A 21,071-nucleotide genomic window follows, 5' to 3' on the forward strand; every position below is an offset into this window, starting at 1 on the left:
TCTCCCCCTGGCTATCGCCGACCGGCGTATGTGCCGGGTGGAAGGGGGGAAAGCGTCAGCGATCAGTACCCGCCGAAACGAAAACGCTGGCAGGTCGCCAGCGTTTCCTTGACCAGCCCGCGCTGCCCCCCCTAGCTCGGCAGCGCCTCGGAGGATTCGGGGTTGAGCTCTTTCGGATTGTCGCGTCCCGGGTACCAGGGCACGCGGCCCTCGAGCACGCCGGTGGCCTCGATGATCTCGGCCACGGTGTGTTCCTGGCGGTAGGCCATGATGTGGGCACCGCTGACGCCGGGAATCTCGCGGATCTCGTTAAGCAGGTCCATGCACAGCTGCTTGCCCTCCTCCTTCTGGTTCTGGGCCCCCTCGAGACGCGCGATCACCGCGTCGGGGATGTGCACGCCGGGCACGTTGTCGCGGATCCAGCGCGCGCTGCGTGCCGAGGCCAGCGGCCCGATCCCGGGCAGGATGAAGACGCGGTCGGGGCCTTCCAGCAGACCGAGGTCGTTCACCTTGAGCATGAATTCGCGCAGCCGCTCGATATCGAAGCAGTACTGGGTCTGGATGAACTGAGCCCCGGCCGCCACCTTCTTGGCCAGGCGATGGGGACGCCAGTCCAGCGGCGGCACGAAGGGGTTCTCGGCGGCACCGAGGAAGATCCGCGGCGGCGTCTCGATGCGCCGACCGCTCTGGAAGCGCTGCTCGTCGCGCATCGTTCGGGCGAGCTCGAGCAGCGACATGGAGTCGAGGTCGAACACCGGCTTGGCCTGGGGATGGTCACCGGCCTGCACGCCGTCACCGGTCAGACACAGCAGGTTGCAGGCGCCCATGGCCGCCCCACCGAGGATCTCGCCCTGGATGGCGATGCGGTTTCGGTCACGGCACGAGATCTGCAGGATGGTGGCATAGCCGACCCGGGTCAGCAGCGAGCAGACGCCGACGCTGGACATGTGGCAGTTGGCGCCGGAGCCATCCGTGGCGTTGATGGCATCGACGTAGCCATCGAAGATGGCCGCCCGCTTGAGCACCTCAGCCGGATCGGCAGAGTCCGGCGGGTCGATCTCGCTGGTAATGGCGAACTTGCCCGCCCGCAGCACCCGCTCCAGCCGCCCGGGAGAAACATGGCCGGGCAGGATCGGCAGGGAGTAGCCCGGTACGGGCTCGTCATCGAATTTCATCTTGTTGTCTCGCTCTTGGCGGTGGAAGAGGCACTACCGTTCTTCTGGCGAACCTGGCGCAGCCAGGCTGACGTTCCCTTGAGGCGATGGTCGACCGGCAACTGGACAGCGTGGATGCGATCGCCATCCTTCATGCGACGACTTCCTTCCCAGGCATCGACCCAGACGCACATCATGTCGGGCTTCACCTCGCAGTGCCCGTTGGCACGCACCCCGCCGCAGGGCCCGTTGCGCAGTGACTTGGGGCAGTTCATGGGACAGGACATGCCGGTGTCGGAGAGAATGCACTGACCGCACATCTGGCAGTCGAACAGCGCTCCCTTGACGGCCTTTTCCACGACCTTCACCGGCGTCTCGATGCGCTCGTGCCCCAATCGCCTCCACACGGGATCGAGCCTGACCAGCAACGGCTCGAAGCACCGGTAGATCGTCTCGAAGGCTCGGGAGTGGCGAACCACCCAGCGACGCATCCTGTACATGACCTTGTCCTTTTTCGTTGAGAGGCGATGTCATCACTCTGCCAGAGCCGTCGTGGCGGGTCCCAGTCGACAGGCCGCATACTTGAACTCGGGAATCTTGCCGTCGGGGTCCAGCGCCGGGTTGGTCAGCAGGTTGGCCGCGGCCTCCACGTAGCAGAACGGCACGAACACCATGCCCTCCCTCATCAGCGGATCGACCCGCGCCTTGAGCGTGATCGCCCCGCGCCGGGTGGTGATGGTCAGCGCGTCCCCGGGATGCAGCCCCAGTCGCAGCAGCTCACTCGGCGATACGCTGGCCACCGCTTCGGGCTCCAGGGCGTCGAGTACCTGGCTGCGTCGGGTCATGGAACCGGTATGCCAGTGCTCGAGCTGCCGCCCAGTGATCAGCACCGTGGGGAAGGCAGCATCCACGGGCTCATCCGGCGGCAGCGGCAGGGTGGGGGCGAACGTCGCCTTGCCACCCGTCCGAGGGAAGCGCTCGGAGAAGACCACGTCGGCCCCGGGGGCATCCTCTGCCGGGCAGGGGTAGGTCACCGAGTGCTCACGCTCGAGTCGCTCCCAGGTGATGTTGTCCAGTGACGCCATGCCCCGCTTCATCTCGGCGAACACCTCGCGGGGGTGGCCGTAGTCCCAGCCCAATCCGAAGCGCCGGGCGATCTCCTGGAGGATCCACCAGTCGGGCCTGGCATCGCCAGGCAGACCCACGGCGGCGCGGCCAAGCTGCACCTGGCGATTGGTGTTGGTCACCGTGCCGTCCTTCTCCGACCAGGCGGAGGCTGGCAGGATGACGTCGGCGAACTGGGCGGTCTCGGTGACGAACAGGTCCTGCACCACCAAATGCTCGAGCCTGGCCAGCGCCCCGCGGGCATGGTGGAGGTCGGGGTCGGACATCGCCGGGTTCTCGCCCTGGATGTACATGCCCTTGATCTGGCCGGCATGAATCGCGTCCATGATCTCCACCACGGTGAGCCCGGGGCGTTCCTCGAGCGTCGTGTTCCACAGCTCCTCGAAGGCGGCTCGCAACTGGGCGTCTCCCACCGGCTGGTAGTCCGGCAGCACCATGGGAATCAGGCCGGCATCCGAGGCGCCCTGGACGTTGTTCTGGCCGCGCAACGGGTGCAGGCCGGTGCCGGGGCGGCCGGTCTGGCCGCAGGCCAGCGCCAGCGAGATCAGGCAGCGGGCGTTGTCGGTGCCGTGCACGTGCTGGGAGATGCCCATGCCCCAGAAGATCATCGCCTTGTCGGCGGTGGCATAGAGCCGGGCGATCTCGCGGATCGTCTCCGGCGCCACGCCGCACAGCGCGCTCATCGCCTCGGGGGTCATCTCCGCGACGCTCGCCTTGAGGGCCGCGAAGCCCTCGGTGTGCGCGGCGATGTAGGCCTCGTCGTACAGGCCTTCGCTGACGATCACGTTGAGCATGGCGTTATAGAGCGAGACGTCGCCGCCCGGGGTGAAGCGCACGCTGCGGTGGGCATAGGCATCCAGTGCCTGACCGCGGGGATCGAGGATGATCAGCCTGGTGCCGTTTCTGGCCGCCTGCTTGAAGTAGGTGGCCGCCACCGGATGATTGATGGTCGGATTGCACCCGGTGAGGATCACCACATCGGCCTCGAGGGCCTGCATGAAGGAGGCCGTCACGGCTCCCGAGCCGATGCACTCCATCAGCGCCGCCACTGAGCTCGCATGACAGAGCCGGGTGCAGTGGTCGACGTGGTTGGAGCCGAAGCCGGTACGCACCAGCTTCTGGAACAGCCAGGCCTCCTCGTTGGAGCACTTGGCGCTGCCGAAGCCGGCCAGGGCATCCGGGCCATGCGCCGCCTTCAGGTCCACCAGCCCTCGGGCGGCGACATCCAGCGCCTCCTCCCAGCTCGCTTCCACGAAGTGGGTCAGCGGTCGTGCCGGGTCGAAGGCGGGATCGAGCCCCTTGGGCACGCCGGGACGGCGGATCAGCGGGGTGGTCAGCCGTGAGGGGTGGCGGGGATAGTCGAAGCCGAAGCGGCCCTTGACGCACAGGCGGTTCTGGTTGGAAGGACCATCACGTCCCTCGACGAAGAGAATACGGCCTTCACCCGGGGCTGACCCGGCGACAGCGCTGCGGGGAGGCGCGTCGAGTCCCTCCCTGGAAGCTACCTCGGCCATCCCTGGTCCTCGGACCTCCCCTTCGCCCTGTCCCCGGCGCCCCTCGGGGGCAACGGGGCCTTCCTGGATGTGATAGGTGAGCTGGCAGCCCACGCCGCAATAGGGGCAGACCGAGTCGACGGTGCGATCGGCGGCCTTCGAGTCGCCGCGCCCCGCGGCGTCGATCAGGGTCGCCGGCATCAGCGCCCCGGTCGGGCAGGCCTGGACGCACTCGCCGCAGGCCACGCAGGTGCTCTCGCCCATGGGGTCGTCGAAGTCGAAGACGACCTTCGAGGCCGCGCCGCGGTGGGCCAGGCCGATGACGTCATTGCCCTGCACCTCGCGACAGGCACGCACGCAGAGGTTGCACTCGATGCAGGCATCGAGATTGACGTTCATGGCAGAGTGGGAGGTGTCGTGGCCTCCGGCATGGGGCAGGGACTCCGCCCGCTCGGCGACATGGTGGACCGTGGGCGCCTCTCGCTCGGCCCGCGCCGGCAGCCGCTCACGCACTGCGCCGGCGTCGATGGCCAGCCGATCGGCCATCGCCCAGAAGTGGCTGGAGCGGTCGGGGCCGGCCTCACGCTCGGGCTGGTCGGCGACCAGCAGCTCCATCACCCCTTCCCGGGACACGCGTGCCCGCTCGGAGGTGGCACTCCTGACCACCATGCCGGGCGCCGCCTCGCGCAGGCAGCTCGCCGCCAGCACACGTTCGCCTTCCACTTCCACCATGCAGGCGCGACAGTTGCCGTCGGCCCGGTAACCGGGGACGTCCGTGAAGCACAGGTGCGGAATGGTCTCGCCGGCGCGCTTGGCCACCTGCCAGAGGGTCTCACCGGGATGGGCGTCGACCTCGGTGCCATCCAGGGTCAGGGTGAAGCGCTCGTTCACGCTCGGTTCTGTCATGCTCATCTCCCCTACCCCCTGACGATCACGTGCTGGCCGGCGAGCTCGTCGCGAAAGTCCTTGAGCAGCCCCAGTACCGGGTTGGGCGCCGCCTGGCCGAGGCCGCAGATCGAGGCGTCCATCATCACCTGCGAGAGTCGCTGGAGCTGTTCGACATCCCATTCGGGGCGCTCGACCAGGCTCAGCATCTTCTCGGTGCCGACCCGGCAGGGCGTGCACTGACCGCAGGATTCATCGGCGAAGAAGGCCAGCAGATTGCTGGCCACCGCGCGCAAGTCGTCCTGGTCGGAGATCACGATGACCGCGGCCGAGCCGATGAAACAGCCCTCGGCCTGCAGGGTATCGAAGTCGAGGGGAATATCCGCCTTGGAGGCCGGCAGGATGCCGCCTGAAGCGCCGCCGGGCAGGTAGCCGGCCAGGCGGTGGCCGTCGGTCATGCCGCCGCCGTACTCCTCGACCAGCTCGTTCAGGGTGATGCCCGCCGGTGCCAGGTGCACGCCGGGGCGCTTGACCCGCCCCGAGAGGGAGAAGCTTCTCAGACCGCTCCGCCCATGGCGGCCGTGGCCGGCAAACCAGTCGGCACCCTTCTCGTGGATCAGCGGGATCCAGTAGACGGTCTCGACGTTGTTGACCAGGGTCGGGCGGCCGAAGAGCCCCTGCTGGGCGACGAAGGGCGGGCGATGGCGCGGCTTGCCTGGCTTGCCCTCCAGGGACTCGATCATCGCCGACTCCTCGCCACAGATGTAGGCCCCGGCGCCGCGGCGCAGCACGATATAGCCCGGCGGCGCGAGGCCGGCCAGCTCGAGCTCGCCGACCGCCTCGCCGAGCACCCGATACAGGCCGGGGTATTCGTCACGCAGGTAGATATAGAGCGCGCAGGCCTCCACCGCCCAGGCACTGACCAGGGCGCCCTCGAGGAAGCGATGCGGTGCGCGCTCCAGATAATGACGATCCTTGAAGGTGCCGGGCTCGCCCTCGTCGGCGTTGATGGCGCAATAGCGCGGCCCCGGCTCCTGGCGCACGAAGGTCCATTTCTTGAAGGTGGGAAAGCCGGCACCGCCCAGGCCGCGCAGGTTGGCACGCTCGAGCTCTGCCATCACTGCCTCGACCGTCACACGCCCCTCGTGGCAGTCGGCCAGCAGGCGATAACCGCCCTGCTTCCGATAATCATCGAGGCGTTGCCATTGAATCGCCTCGGGGTGAAAGTGGCCCGTATCGACCACCGATTCGACCCCCTCGCGGGTGGCGTACAGCACATGGTGATGCCCCACTTCCACGACCGGTGCGGTATCGCAGCGGCCCATGCAGGGCGCCCTGACCACTCGCACCGCCCGAGGATCGACACCGGCTTCCAGTTCCGCCCTGAGCGTCGCGGCACCGGCCAGCTGGCAGGAGAGCGAGTCGCAGACCCTCACCGTCACCTCCGGGGGTAGCGCCTGGTCATCGTGCACCACATCGAAGTGGGCATAGAAGGTCGCCGTCTCGTAGACCGCCGCCATCGGCACGTTCATGTAGGCGGCCAGGGCCCGAAGGTTCACCAACGACAGATGACCATGGGCATCCTGGATGGCGTGCAGGTGCTCGATCAGCAGGTCTCGGCGCTGGCGGTCCGGGTCGCTGCGCTCGTCACCTAGCAACTGACGCAGCGCGGCCAGGGCAACGGGGGACAGGTCCCGGCCACGAGGTTTGCCACGGAAACGGCGCTGGGGAGTGAGGGTCTCGACGGTCATGGCGGGCTCGCTGTTCTCGGTGGGCATTTGCCTACCTGGCGGGATCGCACCGGCGCTGGGCCGGGCGATCGACTGTTCAACGCATCGTTCCTGAACCACTCAGGCTGCCGGGCCGGCCTCGAGCTGCTGGCGCAGCTGGAACTTCTGGATTTTCCCCGTCGAGGAGGTGGGCAGCGGGCCAAAGATGACCTTCTTGGGCACCTTGAAGCGGCTGATATTCTCCCGGCAGAAACTGATCAACTCGGCTTCGCTCAGCTCGCTGCCAGGGCGCAGCTGGACGAAGGCGGCGGGCACTTCGCCCCACTTGGCATCCGCCATCGCCACGACCGCCACGTATTCGACATCGGCGTGGCGCTGAATGATTTCTTCGACCTCCAGTGAGGAGATGTTCTCCCCGCCCGAGATGATCACATCCTTCAGCCGATCGCGGATCTTGACATAGCCGTCCGGTTCCATCACCGCCAGGTCACCGGAGTGAAACCAGCCGCCGGCAAAGGCTTCACGGGTCGCGGTTTCGTTGCGCAGATAGCCCTTCATGACGATATTGCCACGGAACATGATCTCGCCGACCGTCTGGCCGTCGGCGGGGACGGGCTCCATCGTGACCGAGTCGAGTACCGCGATGCTTTCCTGCAGGGGATACGTCACGCCCTGGCGTCCATTGAGCCTAACCCGCTCCTCCAGGGGAAGCTGATCCCAGCCCTCCTGTTTGACGCAAATCGAGGCCGGGCCATAGGTCTCCGTCAGCCCGTAGACGTGAGTGAGTTCGATGCCGATCTTTTCCATCCGCTTGAACACGGACGCCGGCGGCGCCGCCCCGGCGATCAGCCCGCAGACCCTGTGCTCGACCAACGCCTGCGCGGCATCGGCCGCATCGGCGATCATGGCGTGAACGATGGGGGCACCACAGAAATGGCTCACCCCGTGCTGCCCGATCAGCTTGAGGATCAGCTCGGGGTCCACGCGCCGCAGGCAGACGTTGGTACCGCCGATGGCCGCCAGCGTCCACGGGAAGCACCAGCCGTTGCAGTGAAACATCGGCAGGGTCCAGAGGTAGACCACGGAGGAGGGAAGGCTCCAGGCCAGCACGTTGCTGGTCGCGTTCAGGTAGGCGCCGCGATGGTGGGTGACCACTCCCTTGGGGTTGCCGGTCGTGCCTGAGGTGTACCCCAGTGCGATCGCGTCCCACTCGTCGGCGGGCAACTGCCACTCCTCCCACACGGGCTGATCGGCCAGCAGCGTCTCGTACTCGAGCTCACCGATGGCGCGCTCCACGCCCTGGCTCGGATCGGGCACGTTGATCACCATGGGCGCCGGCCCTTCCAGCCGGGCCAGGGCCTTTTCGACCACGTCGACGTACTCGGGGTCGACCAGCAGCAGGCGCGAGCGGCTGTGCTCGAGAATAAAGGCCACCGCCTCCGGATCCAGGCGGATGTTGATGGCATTCAACACGGCGCCCACCATGGGCACGCCGAAGTGGGCTTCGTACATGGCGGGGACATTCGGGAGCATGACGGCCACCGTATCGCCTCTGCCGATGTCGAACTGCCTCAACAGGGAAGCGAGTCGACAACAGCGCGCATAGGTCTGCTGCCAGCTGTACCGCGTCTCGTTGTAGATCAGCGCCGTCCTGTCCGGATAGACGGCGGCTGCCCGTCGGATGAAACTCAAGGGTGACAGCGCGACGTAGTTCGCCGCCGTTTTCTCGAGCGTATCATTGTAATGGCAGGCTTCACTCATGGTCTTACCCCTGTTGTTTTTTTAGGGAAGGGTACGTCATCCAGCCTTTCAATCGGCGCGACGGCCTTACCAGGACATTGACGGTTCAGTTGTCAGCCCCCTATCCATGGCCATGCCGCCACAGGAGTCGCGGACCTGACCGAGACGACGGCTATGGCGCTAGCGGCCGGGTTGCTCCCAGACGGGTTTGCGCTTGGCAAGAAAGGCATCGATTCCCTCGCTTGCGTCAGGGCTCATCATGTTGTCGGCCATCACGTTGCCGGCAAAGTCATAGGCGTCGGCCAAGGCCATCTGACGCTGGGGATGGAACATGGCCTTTCCAAAGCGCACGGCCGCCGGGCTCTTGCTCAGGATCGTTTCCACCTTGTTGGCCACGGCGGCATCGAGGTCGGCATCCGCGACGACGGTACTCACCAGCCCCCACTCCAAGGCCGTATCCGCATCGATAAATTCGCCGGTCACCAGCATGTCGAACGCCCGCTTGGGGGAAATGCTGCGTGACAGCGCCACGGCGGGGGTCGAGCAGAACAGGCCCACGTTGATGCCGGACACCCCGAAGCTGGCCGACTGGGCGGCGATCACCAGATCGCAGCTGGCCGCCAACTGGCACCCCGCCGCCACGGCCATGCCATGGACCTGGGCGATCACCGGCACCGGCAGCCCGACAACACTCTTCATCACCCGGCTGCAGTTGCGAAACAGTTCCTGGTAGTAGGAGTGGTCGGGGTGTGAGCGCATTTCACGCAGGTCATGGCCAGCGCAAAATCCACGCCCCGAGCCTTTGATCACCACACAGCGGACAGCGGGATCGGCGGCGATCGCATCCAGCTCTTGCTGCAGTGAGGCAAGCACTTCTTCGGAGAGCGTGTTGAACTTATCCGGACGGTTCAACGTGAGATAGACAGCGCCTGCCTTATCTTCCCTGAGAACCACACTTTCTGAAGACTGACCGTTATTCATAAACGACTCCCGCCAGAGATGGCTGATTAACTTTTATTTATCGTCACCTCGGCGGTGATCGAGTGACGGCATAGACCATTGATATTGGCGCCAGCATCAATGCTGAACATCATTTCTCCGAAACCCTGTCTTCGTCGAAGCTGATAGATGTACTGAGACAGCACAACATGCCTCCTCCCCCCGCCCCATTTTTGTCGTTTCGCTCCAGATGTCCGACTGGACGGCCTTCGCCAATGGCTGGCGGACTGGTCGGCCGACATGGAAAGGCTTCCCGCCTCAGAGTATCCGCAGAGTAAGTGATTCCGGAAACACCGGGAAAGCGACGATTTCTAAGCAGCTAGATTAGCCTGGCTAACGCAAAGTCTCGTGAGCCGCCATAACGGTCGCCTCGATGCACCGTCCAGCTCCATCAGGGGCATACCTGGGCCGACGACCCACACCCCATGGATTACGAAAAATAAGCCAAACACTTAGAAACTATCGCTTTACCGCTGGATCGCCCCACGAGTAGCTTGCAACTGGTAAATGGCCTCCAGGCCATCACACTGCAAACAATGAAAACTTTTACACCTAGCTCGACAGGCGCTAACGACCTGGACAGCGACCACAGCCAAGCGCGACGACGTCACCCATCACGGCACGCCTTGAAAAACCAAGCACCTGAAACATGAGGCGCCCCATGAGCGAATCCACGATGAAAACCATTAATGTTGAATACGCGATCATCGGTGCCGGCACCTCTGGACTTGGCGCCTACTCGAAGATCAGTCGGAAGACTGACAGCGTGTTGATGATCCAGGACGGTCCCTATGGGACCACATGCGCACGGGTCGGCTGCATGCCCAGCAAGTTGCTGATCACCGCTTCCGATTACGCGCATCACTTGACCACCAGCGAGTTTTTTGGCGTTACCTCCGAGGGGCACGTGGATGGACGCAAAGTTCTCGAGCGGTTGCGCCGAGAGCGCGATCAGCGCTTTGTCGCCAACAATCTCCGCTACGTCGGCAAGATCCCGCCCCACCACAAGCTCGAGGGGCGCGCCCGGTTCATCGCCCCAGGCCTCCTCAGGGTGGGCGAATCCGTCGAGGTCAAGGCGGAAAAGTTCATCCTCGCCTGCGGCTCCCGGCCTGCGGTCAGCGAGGTATTCGAGCCAGTCATGGCCCGCGTTCTCACCAGTGATACGGTCTTCGAACTGGAGGACCTGCCCCGTTCGATCGCCGTGATCGGTATGGGGGTCATCGCCCTGGAGCTGGGGCAGGCACTACATCGACTGGGTGTCGACACGACCATCTACGGCCGCTCCGGAAAGATCAATGCCCTCACCCACCCGGACATGCAGCAGGAAGCACTCGATATCCTCAGCTCCGAACTGGATATCTATCCCAGCGGCCAGGTGGTAGGCACTTGGGAAGATGCCGAAGGAGCCTGGATCGACTTTGAACAGGCGAACGGCCAGCGGGTCACCAAGGTGTTCGAGAAGGTACTGGTCGCCACCGGGAGGATCTCCAATGTCGACCAGTTGGGCATGGAGCATACAGGAGCGGAGTTCACCGAAGCGGGCAAGGTGGCCTTCGATCCTCAGACGATGCTCTGCTCCGACTCCCCCATTTTCATTGCCGGCGATGCGTCCGAATACCTGCCGGTGTGGCACGAAGCCTTTGATGAGGGGCGTATCGCCGCCGATAACGCCTTGAACTACCCGGACCCGGTGCCAGTAGATCGTAGACCGCCATTAATGGTGTTCTTCACCGACCCTCAGATCGCCATCATCGGACAGAGTTTTCGGGAGCTTCAAGGCCTGGAAATCGTCATTGGAGAGCTGCCGTTTGCCAGCCCACGTCATGTGGTCTGGAACAAGGTCGAAGGACGTATTCAAGTCTACCTGGACGCGCGAACCGGCGTCATTCTAGGCGCCGAGCTGCTTGGTTACCAGGCCGAACACCTGGCGCACCTGCTTGCCCTGGCCATCACACACAGCATGACGGCTGAGCAGGTACTGATGATGCCGGTCTATCACCCCAGTGCCGAAGAGCTGTTAAGGGATGTCTTGATCGACGCCCGGGAAAAGCGTCGGGTCTATGCGGCTGAAACCATGATTCATTCCAACACGGTTCCGGCATATTCATGAACAAGTCCTGAAAGACAAATAGTGGATGGCATCCTCTCTGGAAACCGGCAAGTTCCATGCACAGCGCGATTCCAGAGAGCCATTCGCCATGAGCGGCGCGTTTGATGAGCACCTCGCCGATTCACGCGATCCGCAAGGTGCCAACCACTCCTCCTGGCCCGAAAGCTCTTGCCATATCAGCATTTAAATCAGCGCCTTACCAGCACCACAAGGCACTGACCTCATGCATCGGGGATGATATCGTTCACATTGATTCAGCTGCTGGTCACGTCTAATATGATAGTGCTCGAACGGGACAACTTCCCTTGTGTGCGGGAGTCTTGAAAACTACTGTAAATGAATTACTTATCTATCCTGGCGTGCCGCACTTTTCCTCCAGCTCAACCTTCCCTTTAGATTGATCTCGATCTCAAGGCGCCGTATCCAGCATCGGAACCCACCTTCGCCTTACTCCTGAACCAGCTCTACGTTGGGGATCGCCATGGAGGATGAGAGAAAATGAGAAGAATCGCCATCGATGCTGCAGACATCCGCATTCTTTGCGCAGTGCAACATCACGGCCATCTCAGCAAGATCAGACTTTCCGAGCTTGTCAATCTCTCCCCGACACCATGCTGGATTCGTTTCAACCGATTAAGGGAAGCCGGCCTGATACGCGGCTACCATGCGGACATCGCGCTCGACAAGCTCACAGATGTCATCAGGGTCGTCGTTACGGTATCGCTCAAGGGGCATCGGTCAGCGGACTTTCACCGTTTTGAGCATCACATCAATCAAATCGATGAGATCGTCGAATGCACAGCGACGGGTGGAGGAATGGATTACATCTTGAAGGTCGTGACGCTCAGTCTTCCCGCTTTCCAGGGCGTGATGGAAGAACTGCTTTCTGCGGATTTAGGGATCGATCGCTACATGACGTACATCACGACCCGAGAGATCAAGTCTGCTCAACCCAATCTTACCAACCTGATGACTGACCCCAGAAACTAAACCGGACAGCGCTTGATTCGGCGCTTGGTCACATCACGGGGATCGTGTGTGATCCAGCACGCACCTCTCTAGGCAACCGGCCGGCTACCGAACCGTACCTCACGTTCAGGTAGCGGGAGATCCGCCAACGAGTGAACTGCCTTGGACACTGCTCGGCCGAACCGGAGCGCCCCGTGAGCCAGTCTCACCCTCTTCGCTTCATCCTGATCGCGCCGCCAGCACCTGCCTGAGCTCCCGGCGATAGGCCTCGGCATGTTGGGCCGGGTCGACGGGCAGGCGGCCGAGCTCGACGGCCCGTTCGAAGAAACCCGCCCGGGGCAGCTCGCCGCGGCGGCTGACCACCAAGGCGGCGATCATCGGACGGCCGGCAGCCACGTCCTCGCGCATCAGCGCCTCGAGGGCCAGGGCGACGCGCTGGATGGTCCGCGGCGGCGACAGGCCCAGCGACTCGGCGGCCTGCTGGTAGGTGATCGGCAGCTGCCCATCGGGCAGGCGCTCGAGCAGGGCACGCAGGCGCGGAGGCAAATCGGGGTCGTACATCGTCGAGGATACTGTCGTCGAAGGCATGGGCGTCGACTCACTGGTCGGTGGCGGAAGAAGGAAAAGGAGAAGGAGAAGGAGGAAAATGGCAGAAGCGGCAGCGTAACCGGGGCGTCGACGCGCTGTCATCAGCGGCTCATGGAGGCTCTGCTACGCTGAGCGAGTCCCCCCCTCCCACACGACACGCGAGGCGCATCATGAAAGGGACTTACCCCATGACACGGAGCAGCAAAAGGTCGAGGTTCGTCGCAGTGCTTGCCCTGGGCATCGTCGCCGGCCTGACGGCGACCGCCGCGCTGGCCACCAGCCCGGCCAAGGTCGGCGCCATCGAGGCGGCCCAGAACATTACCCTGGGCCCGCGCCCGCTGTTCCTGATTCAGGACATGGACGAGGGCACCCAGCGCGAGCACCAGCTCAAGGAGACCCTGATGCGCTGCGCCGCCGGCACCGAGCAGTGGCAGCGCCGGGACTTCTCGATCGGCCATCGCGGCGCGGCCATGCAGTTCCCCGAACACACCAGGGAATCCTACCTCGCGGCGGCCCAGATGGGCGCCGGCATCGTGGAATGCGACGTCACCTTCACCGAGGACAAGGCGCTGGTCTGCCGCCACTCCCAGTGCGACCTGCACTCCACGACCAACATCCTCGAAACCGAGCTGGCCGATCAGTGCAGCGTGCCGCCGGCCTTCGATTCCGAGACCGGCGCGCTGACCAACGCCGAGGCGGTCCAGTGCTGCACCAGCGACATCACCCTGGCCGAGTTCAAGCGCCTCGAGGGCCGCATGGACGGCGTGAACACCGAGGCCGACACGCTGGCGGGCTATCTCGATGGCACGCCCGACTGGCGCACCGACCTCTACGCCACCGGCGGCACCCTGATGACCCACGCCGAGAGCATCGCGCTGTTCCAGTCGCTCGGCGTGCGCATGACGCCGGAGCTCAAGGCACCAAGCGTGGCGATGCCCTTCGATGGCATGAGCCAGGCCGACTACGCCCAGAAGCTGCTCGACGAGTACCGGGGCGCCGGGGTGGCAGCCGAGGACGTCTTCCCGCAGTCGTTCAACCTGGACGACGTGCGCTACTGGATCGACAACGCCCCCGAGTTCGCCGACCAGGCGGTCTACCTCGACGACCGTTACGACGTCGAGACCTTCGACCACCGCGATCCGGCGAGCTGGTCGCCGAGCATGGAGGAGCTCGCCGAGCAGGGCGTGAAGATCCTGGCGCCGCCGATGTGGATGCTGCTCGAGGCGCGCCCCGAAGCCGGCGAGAACGAGGACCGCATCGTGCCCTCGGCCTATGCCGAGCGTGCCAAGGCGGCGGGGCTTGAGCTGATCGCCTGGAGCTTCGAGCGCTCCGGCCCGCTCACCGAGGACGGGGAGTGGTACCACCGCAGCATCGATGCGGTGATCGACAACGAGGGCGACAAGCTGCTGGTGCTGGACGTGCTGGCCAAGGATGTGGGCATCATGGGCCTCTTCTCGGATTGGCCGGCGACCGTGACCCTCTACGACAACTGCCTCAATCCCGAGCCTACTTCCTGACGCCAGACGAGGATCGAGATGACGTCATACCGCACCCGCAAGGGCCAGGGAGTGGCCTTCAAGGTGGCCATCGCTGGGGGCATCCTGGCCGCCCTGGCGGCCCTCTCCATGGCAGGAGCCGGGCCGGCCTATCGCCTGGAGATGCTCTCGCTGGGCGAGGCCTTCGGCCTGCTGCGCTACGGGGCCCTCGTCGCCCTGGGCGCGGCCGGACTGGGCGCGGTGGGCCTGCTGATCGCCGCTTTCACCCGCCGCGGCCTGCCGGCGCTTCTGGCCGCGCTGGTGATCCTGGCCGGCCTGGCGCTGGTCGCGGTGCCCTGGCAGCAGCTGCAGCAGGCGCGCACGGTACCGCCCATCCACGACATCACCACCGACCTCGAGGATCCGCCCGCCTTCGAGGCCCTGGCCGAGGCGCGCCAGGCCGCGCCCAACGCCGTGGCCTATCCCGGCGAGACGACCGCGAAACAGCAGCGAGAAGGCTACCCGGCGCTCGGCCCGCTGACGCTCGAAGCGTCGCTCTCGGAGGCGCAAGCGGCCGCCGAGGCCGTGGCCCGGGAGGCCGGCTGGGAGATCGCCGCGGTGCGAGACGATGGGCTCGAGGCCACCGACACGACCTTCTGGTTCGGCTTCAAGGACGACGTGGTGATCCGCCTGAGCGAGACCGACGACGGCGTGCGGGTGGACATGCGCTCCGCCTCGCGCCTCGGCACCAGCGACGTGGGCACCAATGCGGCGCGCATCCGATCCACCCTCGCGGCTCTGGAGTCGCGCGTGGGCGGCTAAGCCGGAATGTCGATCCTCCACGAGGAGCAGGCGCGAGCGGCGGCCCAAGGGCCGCCGCTCGTCTTTCTGTGGCTCGTCTTTCTTTGCTGCGGCTAGCCTCTCTTTGGCTCGCCTTTCTTTGACTTCGCCGTCATCCCGCTCACTTCATCTCGAAGCCGCGCTCGACCAGGAATTCGCGCATGTGGGGGCGCAGCTTGGTGTCGAACAGCGGGGTGAGGTTATGCGACCAGTCGCTCTGCTTCGTGCCGCCTTTCCGCGACTGGTAGTAGGCGTGCATGGTCTCGTCGAAGGCCGCCACCTGCTCGCGGTCGTCGGTGTAGGTGTCCTGTTTGAGGATCGCCTCCACCGGCAGGCGCGGCTTCACGTCCGGTTGGTGGGCGGGGTAGCCCAGGCACATGCCGAACACCGGGAAAACGTGATCCGGCAGGCCGAGCAGATCACTGACCTGCTGCGGGTTGTTGCGAATGCCGCCGATGTAGCAGATGCCGAGCCCCTCCGATTCGGCGGCAACCGCGACGTTCTGGGCCATCAGCGCGGTGTCCACGCTCGCCACCAGCAGCTGCTCGGTCATGCCGCGTACCACGCGGGCATCGGTGCGCTCGGCGGCCTCGGTGGGACGCTTCATGTCGGCGCAGAACACCAGGAAGGCGCCGCAGGTCGCCACGTAGGCCTGGCCGCCGGCCAGCTCGGCGATCGTCTCGCGGTTGGTGGGATTGGTCACATGGATGACGCTGTAGGCCTGGACATGGCTGGAGGTGGCTGCGGCCTGGCCAGCGCGAATCAGCTCCTTGAGCAGCTCACGGGAGACCGGTTGATCGGTGAACTTGCGGATCGAGCGGTGGGACTTGAGCAGTTCGATGGTGGGATTCATGGCGTCTCCTGAGAAGTGGGCAGGGTGAAGCGGTGAGCCTGGGGCCGGCACGAACGGAACCGGCGATGGGTGAGCTTAGCTAGCCAGCTTACTATCTTTCGAGGCGTGTTCGCTCGTGCAGGCCGCGGCTCGACGACCGCCAAAACACCTGTACAAGAACGATACAAACATAGAGCTAGCATGTACGATTACCATGTCGGCCCGTCATCACGGCGAATCGCCAAGGCCAACGATCACAAGGAGGTGACCCATGGGGCTTTGCGCACGACGGAACGGACACTGCGGTCACGGGGTGCAGGCGTTGTCCGGCAGGGACGAAGGGGACGTTTCATGATGCTGCACAGCGCGCCGTTCGACACCACGGAGACGGTGCTCCGTGCCGCCCCGATAGGCATCTGCATCACCGATGCCGGGGGGTATTTCGAGATGGTCAACCCCGCCTGCTGCGACTTCTACGGCTATCGCGAGGAGGAGCTGCTCGGCCAGCACTTCACCCTGGTGGTGCCCAAGGCCGATCGAGCGCAGATGAACGCCCTTCATGAACGCTTCATCGCCGGCGATGACGACATGGAGGACACCCAAGAGTGCGAGGTACTGGGCAAGGAGGGCCAGCCAAGGAGTATCCTCGCCAAGGCCGCGTGCATCCAGGACGGCCACGGCGAGACGAAGAAGGTCACCTTCATGGTCGACATCTCCGAGCGCAAGGCCATGGAGCAACGCCTGGAGTATCTGGCCCACCATGACGAACTGACCGGCCTGCTCAACCGCCGTGCCGGACTGGGCCTACTCGAGGAAGAGATCCAGCGCAGCCGCCGCTATGACGCGCCGCTGTGCGTAGCGAGCTGCGACCTGGATCACTTCAAGCGCATCAACGACCAGCATGGTCACGCGGTCGGCGACCAGGTGCTGAGCGAGTCAGCCGAACTGATGAAGGAGACGATGCGCCGGCATGACCACGTCATCCGTCTCGGCGGCGAGGAGTTCCTGCTCCTGCTGCCGGGCGTGAGGCAGCACGAGTCCAGCCAGGCCGTGGAGCGGCTGCGCGAGCGGCTCGCCACGACGCCGATCACCGACGCGCGAATACACCTGACGCTCTCGGCCGGCATCGCACAGCTCGAGAACGACGAGCAAGCCGATGCGCTGCTGGAGCGGGCCGACCGCGCCCTCTACGGCGCCAAGCATGAGGGGCGCAACCGGGTGCAGGGGACCACCGCCTCGCGTCCGACCTCGCCCTGCACCAAGGTGTGTCGAATCGACGAGCACACCGATCGCTGCCGGGGATGCGGCCGCACCCTCGACGAGATCGCCCGCTGGGGCGGCATGAGCGAGCAGGAGCGAGAGGCGGTGTGGCAGCGCCTGGAAGCTGCCACCTTCCCCGCGCGTTGAGCATCGCGGCTGTCCCCGCCCACCTGGGACGAGGCCAGCGTGATAGGCTCGCCCCTTTGCCCGATGGAGCCCGTCTCGTGAACCCCGAAGACCTCGAGAAACTGGTCACCCTGCGCATGCCCTTCGGCAAGCACGCGGGCTGGCTGATCGCCGACCTGCCCGGCCCCTACCTCAACTGGTTCGCCCGCGAGGGCTTTCCCGACGGCCAGATCGGCCGTCTGCTGCACCTGATGCACGAGATCGATCACAACGGGCTGAGCGGGCTGCTCGACCCGCTGCGCACCCCGGACGGGGGGAGACGCCGAGTCGGCTGGCACGCCAAGTGCACGAGAGCCGTTTCCCCTCGACCGTTCGGTGCCGAGCGTCCATCCTGAGCCCTGTCAGGCCGGTCCTGCATCGTGGGATGTATGGCCCTGCCGACGGGTACCGAAGAGATCGAGTCCGTGGCAGAGCGTCACGCAGGCAAGGGGCCTTTCCCGTGCAGTGGAGTTGCCATGAAGCACATCGCAAAGACCGAACGCGTGGGACGTCGAGGCCTCTCCCTGCTGGCTCGCCTCGCCCGCTATGAGTTAGGGGCCCTGCTGTGCATCCTGGTGCTCTCCGGCGGGATCTGGGGGTTCATCGAACTGGCCGATGACGTCTCCGAGGGCGACACCCAGAGCCTCGATGAGACCCTGCTGCTCTCCCTGCGCAACCCCGTCGACCATACCGACCCGCTTGGCCCGGGGTGGGTCGAGGAGCTCGGGCGGGACTTTACCGCGCTCGGCGGTGTCGGCGTATTGGTGCTGGTCGTGCTGGTCGCGCTGGGTTACCTGCTACTCGCGCGACGCTACCGCGCAGCGCTCCTGGCCGCGGTCGCGGTGCCCGGCGGCATACTGCTCAGCACGATAATGAAAGCGGGCTTCGATCGACCCCGTCCCGATCTGGTGCCTCATGACTCCATCGTCTATACCGCCAGCTTCCCCAGCGGCCATGCGATGATGTCCGCCGTGACCTACCTCACCCTTGCCGCACTGCTGATCCGCGTGCAGCCAGAGTTGAAGCTCAAGGCATACATCCTGGGAGTGGCGCTGCTGCTCACGCTGCTGGTGGGCATCAGCAGGGTCTATCTCGGGGTCCATTGGCCGACCGATGTTCTGGCCGGCTGGACGGCGGGCGCGGCCTGGGCGGCGCTCTGCTGGCTTGCCATGCGCTGGATGCAGCGGCGAGAGCAGGTGGCGTCTTAGCCGCACCATTCGGGTTCCGTCTCACTCTACCGGGGCAAGGGGCTCCATCCTTGACGCTTTGGCATCAAGCTCCGCTTATCCCGACGGCGTCGAACTCACGCCGTGCTCCGCGGCGTCTTCGGCCCCCTCTTCCACCATTTCTTCGGCCTTCTGCTGCTCCTCCGCCGAGGCCTTCGGCTTCGCACGGTCCTTCTGGGCCATGGCTAGCGTCGCCGTGACGGCGAAATGGTCGGAGCCGGGTACTCTTACCCGCTCGAGGTCGACCAGGTGGAATCCGTCGGAAACGAACAGGTGGTCAATCGGGTAACGCCACAACGGCCGCTCCGCGTGGTAGGAGCTCAGCAGCCGTCGACCTCGGCGGGGGTCCTTGAGGTCGCTCAGATCGGCGAAGAGCCGGGTGCCATCAGACCAGGCGACGTCATTGAAGTCCCCGGTGACGATCCAACGATTATCCGCGTCCTGCTGAACGCGGCGAGCCACCAGGATCAGCTCCGCGTCGCGGACTCGACTGTCCCGCCGCTCGTCCGTCTCGTCGTTACTGGCGACCCGGTCCCTCAGGCCCGGCGGGACGGGGTGAGTGCCAACGTACCGTACCGGCCCTGTGCCCGGAGCATCCAGGGTGACGAAGACCGATGGCCGTCGCTCGGACACCAGGTGCTTGACCTCCTGTTCCTGGAACGGGAATCGCGACCAGAGCACCATGCCCAGCCCTTCGCTGCGCACTTCCCCGATGCGAGACGGGTAGTGCTGATCCAGTGACGTCAGGGCCTCCGCCCATGCGTGATCGACCTCGATCAACAAGAGCAGATCGGGATCCTCACGCCGAACCATCGACAGCACCTCGTCATAGCGGTCATTGGTGTAGTCGACGTTCGCGCTCAGCACCTTGAGGGTCGCCTGGGCTTCGCCGGGCGGCACCTCGGCGGTAGGGACCTCGGTCGACCAGAGGGACGTGAACGGCAGGATATGCGACAGCTGCCACCCCCCTACCGCGAGGATCAGCGCCATCCATACCGCATGCTCTATCCTCCACCGCTTCCAAAGCCCGTGCACGACCAGCAGCACCAGGGGCAGGATCAATGCCCAGGTCAACTGGAGCCGTGGAAACTCCCATATCCGAACCCACCACTGACCGCTGGGGATCATCGGCAGTATGCTTACCATCACCATCAGCAGCGCCAGCACCCGGATGGTCCAGAGAAGCAGCTTTGCAGCCATGGCACCTCACCTACCGCGCGGCAATGGGCGTCTGGGCAGCCCCGGTCGTAGTGGTTTCATACTCGTCAGTCAGCATCCAACTCCGCAGGCCTGCTGGCCCTGGCGCTGCTCTCCCTGCGGGCCAGGGTGGCGCCCACCTCGCTCGGTAGATCGGCAGTGACGCTAGCGAGCCTCCAGATCACGGGTCATCAGCAGCCAACGACCACCGTGCGAGCAGCCAGGCCAGGACACCAGCGGCAGGGAAGCGATCTCCCGAAAGCCCAGCCGATGATAGATCGCGCAGGCCGTGTGGTTCTCCTCGGCCACGATCAGGCTCAGCTCGTGACAGCCGGCGCCGATCGCCGAGGCCTCGGCCTGGGCCATCAGCAGCCGGCCGACGCCCTTGCGGCGCGCCGCCGGCACCGTCGCGATGCCGTTGATGTACCAGCTGCCCGGCACCTGGGCCTCGAGACGCAACAGAGGCTGGACGGGGGCGGGGGCCTCGTCCAGGTCCTCCAGGTCGTAGGGGTCGGGCAGCCGGTAGGCGATGATCATCCCGACGATTCGCCCGCGCTCGATACACACCCGAGCATGACGGTAGCTGAAACCGCCCTCCTCGCGGCCGGCGCGCTGTGCGCCGACCTCCAGGGGCGAGGCACCGCCCTCGGCCATCTGCCCCCACAGGAACTCGGGCAGCCCCTCCCCCGCCAGGTTGATCAGGTAGGCCAGGTCCCGGGCATCGGCCCGGGTGGCATCACGCAGTCGCATGGTCATCTCCCTGCCCTCGAGCCGCGAGGGCCCGGCGGGAATGGTGTCACTCGAAGGTGGCGCAGACCTCCGACTGAGCGCCGGGATCGTGGCTCTCCACGTGGTTGATGGCCTCGCCGGACGCCTCCAGCGCCACGCTCCACTGGTGATCGGTTCCCATGGGATCGCAGCTGCCTTCGCTGCCACCGCCGAAGTTGGAGTCGATCCAGTAGTGCACCTCGTAGCGGCCACCGTCGCTCAGGGCGCCGGGGAAATCGAAGGAGAAGGTCGGATCATCATCGGCGGAGACCGTGCCGGAGGCCGTCTCGAGCACCTCACCGGAATCGGCATCGACCAGGGCCGCCTGCACGGACTGTCCGCCATGGGCGCCGGCGAAGCTGGCATCGCCCTGGAAGGTCAGGTCGTACCCTTCACTGGCCAGAGTCAGCGGGGCAATGAGGAACAGGCCGAGCAGCAGCCCCCGGGGAGTGAGGACGTCGTTGACGATGGGCGTGGTCATGATGCACCTCTTTATCGTTCGACAAGCCGTCTAT

17 protein-coding genes and 1 pseudogene are annotated in these 21,071 nt (G+C 65.2%); 7 read left to right on the forward strand and 11 right to left on the reverse strand.

Annotated features, from left to right (window positions below):
* Nucleotides 1-131: 131 nt before the first annotated feature.
* From ACGTNG_RS02605 to ACGTNG_RS02630, 6 genes are all read right to left on the reverse strand, one after another.
* The gene (locus ACGTNG_RS02605) at nt 132-1,175 is read right to left on the reverse strand and encodes a methylenetetrahydrofolate reductase (RefSeq protein ID WP_394575305.1); all 1,044 of its coding nucleotides are present in this window, start codon (nt 1,173-1,175) and stop codon (nt 132-134) included.
* Nucleotides 1,172-1,654, reverse strand: coding sequence for a methylenetetrahydrofolate reductase C-terminal domain-containing protein (locus ACGTNG_RS02610; protein ID WP_394575307.1), 483 nt, complete (start codon nt 1,652-1,654; stop codon nt 1,172-1,174). The genes ACGTNG_RS02605 and ACGTNG_RS02610 overlap by 4 nt, the downstream gene beginning before the upstream one ends.
* Nucleotides 1,655-1,687: 33 nt before the next feature.
* Nucleotides 1,688-4,678, reverse strand: a complete 2,991-nt coding sequence (locus tag ACGTNG_RS02615; protein ID WP_394575309.1) for a molybdopterin-dependent oxidoreductase — start codon at nt 4,676-4,678, stop codon at nt 1,688-1,690.
* A gap of 11 nt (nt 4,679-4,689) precedes the next feature.
* The gene (locus tag ACGTNG_RS02620) at nt 4,690-6,435 is read right to left on the reverse strand and encodes an NADH-ubiquinone oxidoreductase-F iron-sulfur binding region domain-containing protein (protein ID WP_394575310.1); all 1,746 of its coding nucleotides are present in this window, start codon (nt 6,433-6,435) and stop codon (nt 4,690-4,692) included.
* A gap of 72 nt (nt 6,436-6,507) precedes the next feature.
* A complete protein-coding gene (locus ACGTNG_RS02625; RefSeq protein WP_394575311.1) occupies nt 6,508-8,148 on the reverse strand; it encodes an acyl-CoA synthetase in 1,641 nt (546 codons plus the stop codon).
* 159 nt (nt 8,149-8,307) lie between these two features.
* The gene (locus tag ACGTNG_RS02630; RefSeq protein ID WP_394575312.1) at nt 8,308-9,108 is read right to left on the reverse strand and encodes an enoyl-CoA hydratase; all 801 of its coding nucleotides are present in this window, start codon (nt 9,106-9,108) and stop codon (nt 8,308-8,310) included.
* Between the two features lie 679 nt (nt 9,109-9,787).
* Here ACGTNG_RS02630 and ACGTNG_RS02635 point away from each other — a divergent pair.
* Together ACGTNG_RS02635 and ACGTNG_RS02640 are read left to right on the forward strand one after the other, a co-directional pair.
* Nucleotides 9,788-11,236 (forward strand): dihydrolipoyl dehydrogenase, encoded by a 1,449-nt coding sequence (locus ACGTNG_RS02635; protein ID WP_394575314.1) that lies wholly within the window; start codon nt 9,788-9,790, stop codon nt 11,234-11,236.
* A gap of 498 nt (nt 11,237-11,734) precedes the next feature.
* Complete coding sequence (locus tag ACGTNG_RS02640) at nt 11,735-12,226, forward strand: Lrp/AsnC family transcriptional regulator (protein ID WP_394575316.1); 492 nt, start codon at nt 11,735-11,737, stop codon at nt 12,224-12,226.
* A 198-nt stretch (nt 12,227-12,424) separates the two neighbouring features.
* Here ACGTNG_RS02640 and ACGTNG_RS02645 read toward each other — a convergent pair whose 3' ends face one another.
* Complete coding sequence (locus tag ACGTNG_RS02645) at nt 12,425-12,766, reverse strand: hypothetical protein (RefSeq protein WP_394575317.1); 342 nt, start codon at nt 12,764-12,766, stop codon at nt 12,425-12,427.
* A gap of 251 nt (nt 12,767-13,017) precedes the next feature.
* Here ACGTNG_RS02645 and ACGTNG_RS02650 point away from each other — a divergent pair, with 251 nt between their 5' ends.
* A complete protein-coding gene (locus tag ACGTNG_RS02650) occupies nt 13,018-14,310 on the forward strand; it encodes a glycerophosphodiester phosphodiesterase family protein (RefSeq protein WP_394575318.1) in 1,293 nt (430 codons plus the stop codon).
* 18 nt (nt 14,311-14,328) lie between these two features.
* Nucleotides 14,329-15,090, forward strand: a complete 762-nt coding sequence (locus tag ACGTNG_RS02655; RefSeq protein ID WP_394575319.1) for a DUF1499 domain-containing protein — start codon at nt 14,329-14,331, stop codon at nt 15,088-15,090.
* Nucleotides 15,091-15,229: 139 nt separating this feature from the next.
* On the opposite strand, the gene nfsA is transcribed toward ACGTNG_RS02655, so the two are convergent.
* On the reverse strand, nt 15,230-15,961 hold the full coding sequence (nfsA, locus tag ACGTNG_RS02660) for an oxygen-insensitive NADPH nitroreductase (RefSeq protein WP_394575320.1): 732 nt from the start codon (nt 15,959-15,961) through the stop codon (nt 15,230-15,232).
* A 330-nt stretch (nt 15,962-16,291) separates the two neighbouring features.
* Here nfsA and ACGTNG_RS02665 point away from each other — a divergent pair, with 330 nt between their 5' ends.
* From ACGTNG_RS02665 to ACGTNG_RS02675, 3 genes and pseudogenes are all read left to right on the forward strand, one after another.
* Complete coding sequence (locus ACGTNG_RS02665; RefSeq protein ID WP_394575321.1) at nt 16,292-17,347, forward strand: diguanylate cyclase; 1,056 nt, start codon at nt 16,292-16,294, stop codon at nt 17,345-17,347.
* Between the two features lie 77 nt (nt 17,348-17,424).
* Nucleotides 17,425-17,628: pseudogene (locus ACGTNG_RS02670) on the forward strand (DUF3820 family protein); the annotation flags it as partial.
* 213 nt (nt 17,629-17,841) lie between these two features.
* Nucleotides 17,842-18,573 carry a phosphatase PAP2 family protein gene (locus ACGTNG_RS02675; protein WP_394575322.1) on the forward strand — a complete coding sequence of 244 codons (732 nt, stop codon included), beginning with the start codon at nt 17,842-17,844 and terminating at the stop codon, nt 18,571-18,573.
* 75 nt (nt 18,574-18,648) lie between these two features.
* On the opposite strand, the gene ACGTNG_RS02680 is transcribed toward ACGTNG_RS02675, so the two are convergent.
* The 3 genes from ACGTNG_RS02680 to ACGTNG_RS02690 all read right to left on the reverse strand — a co-directional run bounded on the left by ACGTNG_RS02680 (nt 18,649) and on the right by ACGTNG_RS02690 (nt 21,037).
* Entirely contained in the window at nt 18,649-19,791 is a 1,143-nt protein-coding gene (locus ACGTNG_RS02680) for an endonuclease/exonuclease/phosphatase family protein (protein ID WP_394575323.1), read from the reverse strand.
* A 162-nt stretch (nt 19,792-19,953) separates the two neighbouring features.
* Nucleotides 19,954-20,538 (reverse strand): GNAT family N-acetyltransferase, encoded by a 585-nt coding sequence (locus ACGTNG_RS02685; protein WP_394575325.1) that lies wholly within the window; start codon nt 20,536-20,538, stop codon nt 19,954-19,956.
* Between the two features lie 46 nt (nt 20,539-20,584).
* The gene (locus ACGTNG_RS02690) at nt 20,585-21,037 is read right to left on the reverse strand and encodes a hypothetical protein (RefSeq protein ID WP_394575326.1); all 453 of its coding nucleotides are present in this window, start codon (nt 21,035-21,037) and stop codon (nt 20,585-20,587) included.
* Nucleotides 21,038-21,071: the final 34 nt, after the last annotated feature.

This window comes from Halomonas sp. B23F22_3, from assembly GCF_043496965.1.
In the GTDB taxonomy this organism is placed as follows: Bacteria; Pseudomonadota; Gammaproteobacteria; order Pseudomonadales; family Halomonadaceae; genus Halomonas.

What these genes read in the sequence shown, in the direction of transcription:
- ACGTNG_RS02605 (WP_394575305.1), bottom strand. Translation starts at nt 1,175, where the DNA reads ATGAAATTCGATGACGAGCCCGTACCGGGCTACTCCCTGCCGATCCTG.
- ACGTNG_RS02610 (WP_394575307.1), bottom strand. Translation starts at nt 1,654, where the DNA reads ATGTACAGGATGCGTCGCTGGGTGGTTCGCCACTCCCGAGCCTTCGAG.
- ACGTNG_RS02615 (WP_394575309.1), bottom strand. Translation starts at nt 4,678, where the DNA reads ATGACAGAACCGAGCGTGAACGAGCGCTTCACCCTGACCCTGGATGGC.
- ACGTNG_RS02620 (WP_394575310.1), bottom strand. Translation starts at nt 6,435, where the DNA reads ATGCCCACCGAGAACAGCGAGCCCGCCATGACCGTCGAGACCCTCACT.
- ACGTNG_RS02625 (WP_394575311.1), bottom strand. Translation starts at nt 8,148, where the DNA reads ATGAGTGAAGCCTGCCATTACAATGATACGCTCGAGAAAACGGCGGCG.
- ACGTNG_RS02630 (WP_394575312.1), bottom strand. Translation starts at nt 9,108, where the DNA reads ATGAATAACGGTCAGTCTTCAGAAAGTGTGGTTCTCAGGGAAGATAAG.
- ACGTNG_RS02635 (WP_394575314.1), top strand. Translation starts at nt 9,788, where the DNA reads ATGAGCGAATCCACGATGAAAACCATTAATGTTGAATACGCGATCATC.
- ACGTNG_RS02640 (WP_394575316.1), top strand. Translation starts at nt 11,735, where the DNA reads ATGAGAAGAATCGCCATCGATGCTGCAGACATCCGCATTCTTTGCGCA.
- ACGTNG_RS02645 (WP_394575317.1), bottom strand. Translation starts at nt 12,766, where the DNA reads ATGTACGACCCCGATTTGCCTCCGCGCCTGCGTGCCCTGCTCGAGCGC.
- ACGTNG_RS02655 (WP_394575319.1), top strand. Translation starts at nt 14,329, where the DNA reads ATGACGTCATACCGCACCCGCAAGGGCCAGGGAGTGGCCTTCAAGGTG.
- nfsA (WP_394575320.1), bottom strand. Translation starts at nt 15,961, where the DNA reads ATGAATCCCACCATCGAACTGCTCAAGTCCCACCGCTCGATCCGCAAG.
- ACGTNG_RS02665 (WP_394575321.1), top strand. Translation starts at nt 16,292, where the DNA reads ATGATGCTGCACAGCGCGCCGTTCGACACCACGGAGACGGTGCTCCGT.
- ACGTNG_RS02675 (WP_394575322.1), top strand. Translation starts at nt 17,842, where the DNA reads ATGAAGCACATCGCAAAGACCGAACGCGTGGGACGTCGAGGCCTCTCC.
- ACGTNG_RS02680 (WP_394575323.1), bottom strand. Translation starts at nt 19,791, where the DNA reads ATGGCTGCAAAGCTGCTTCTCTGGACCATCCGGGTGCTGGCGCTGCTG.
- ACGTNG_RS02685 (WP_394575325.1), bottom strand. Translation starts at nt 20,538, where the DNA reads ATGCGACTGCGTGATGCCACCCGGGCCGATGCCCGGGACCTGGCCTAC.
- ACGTNG_RS02690 (WP_394575326.1), bottom strand. Translation starts at nt 21,037, where the DNA reads ATGACCACGCCCATCGTCAACGACGTCCTCACTCCCCGGGGGCTGCTG.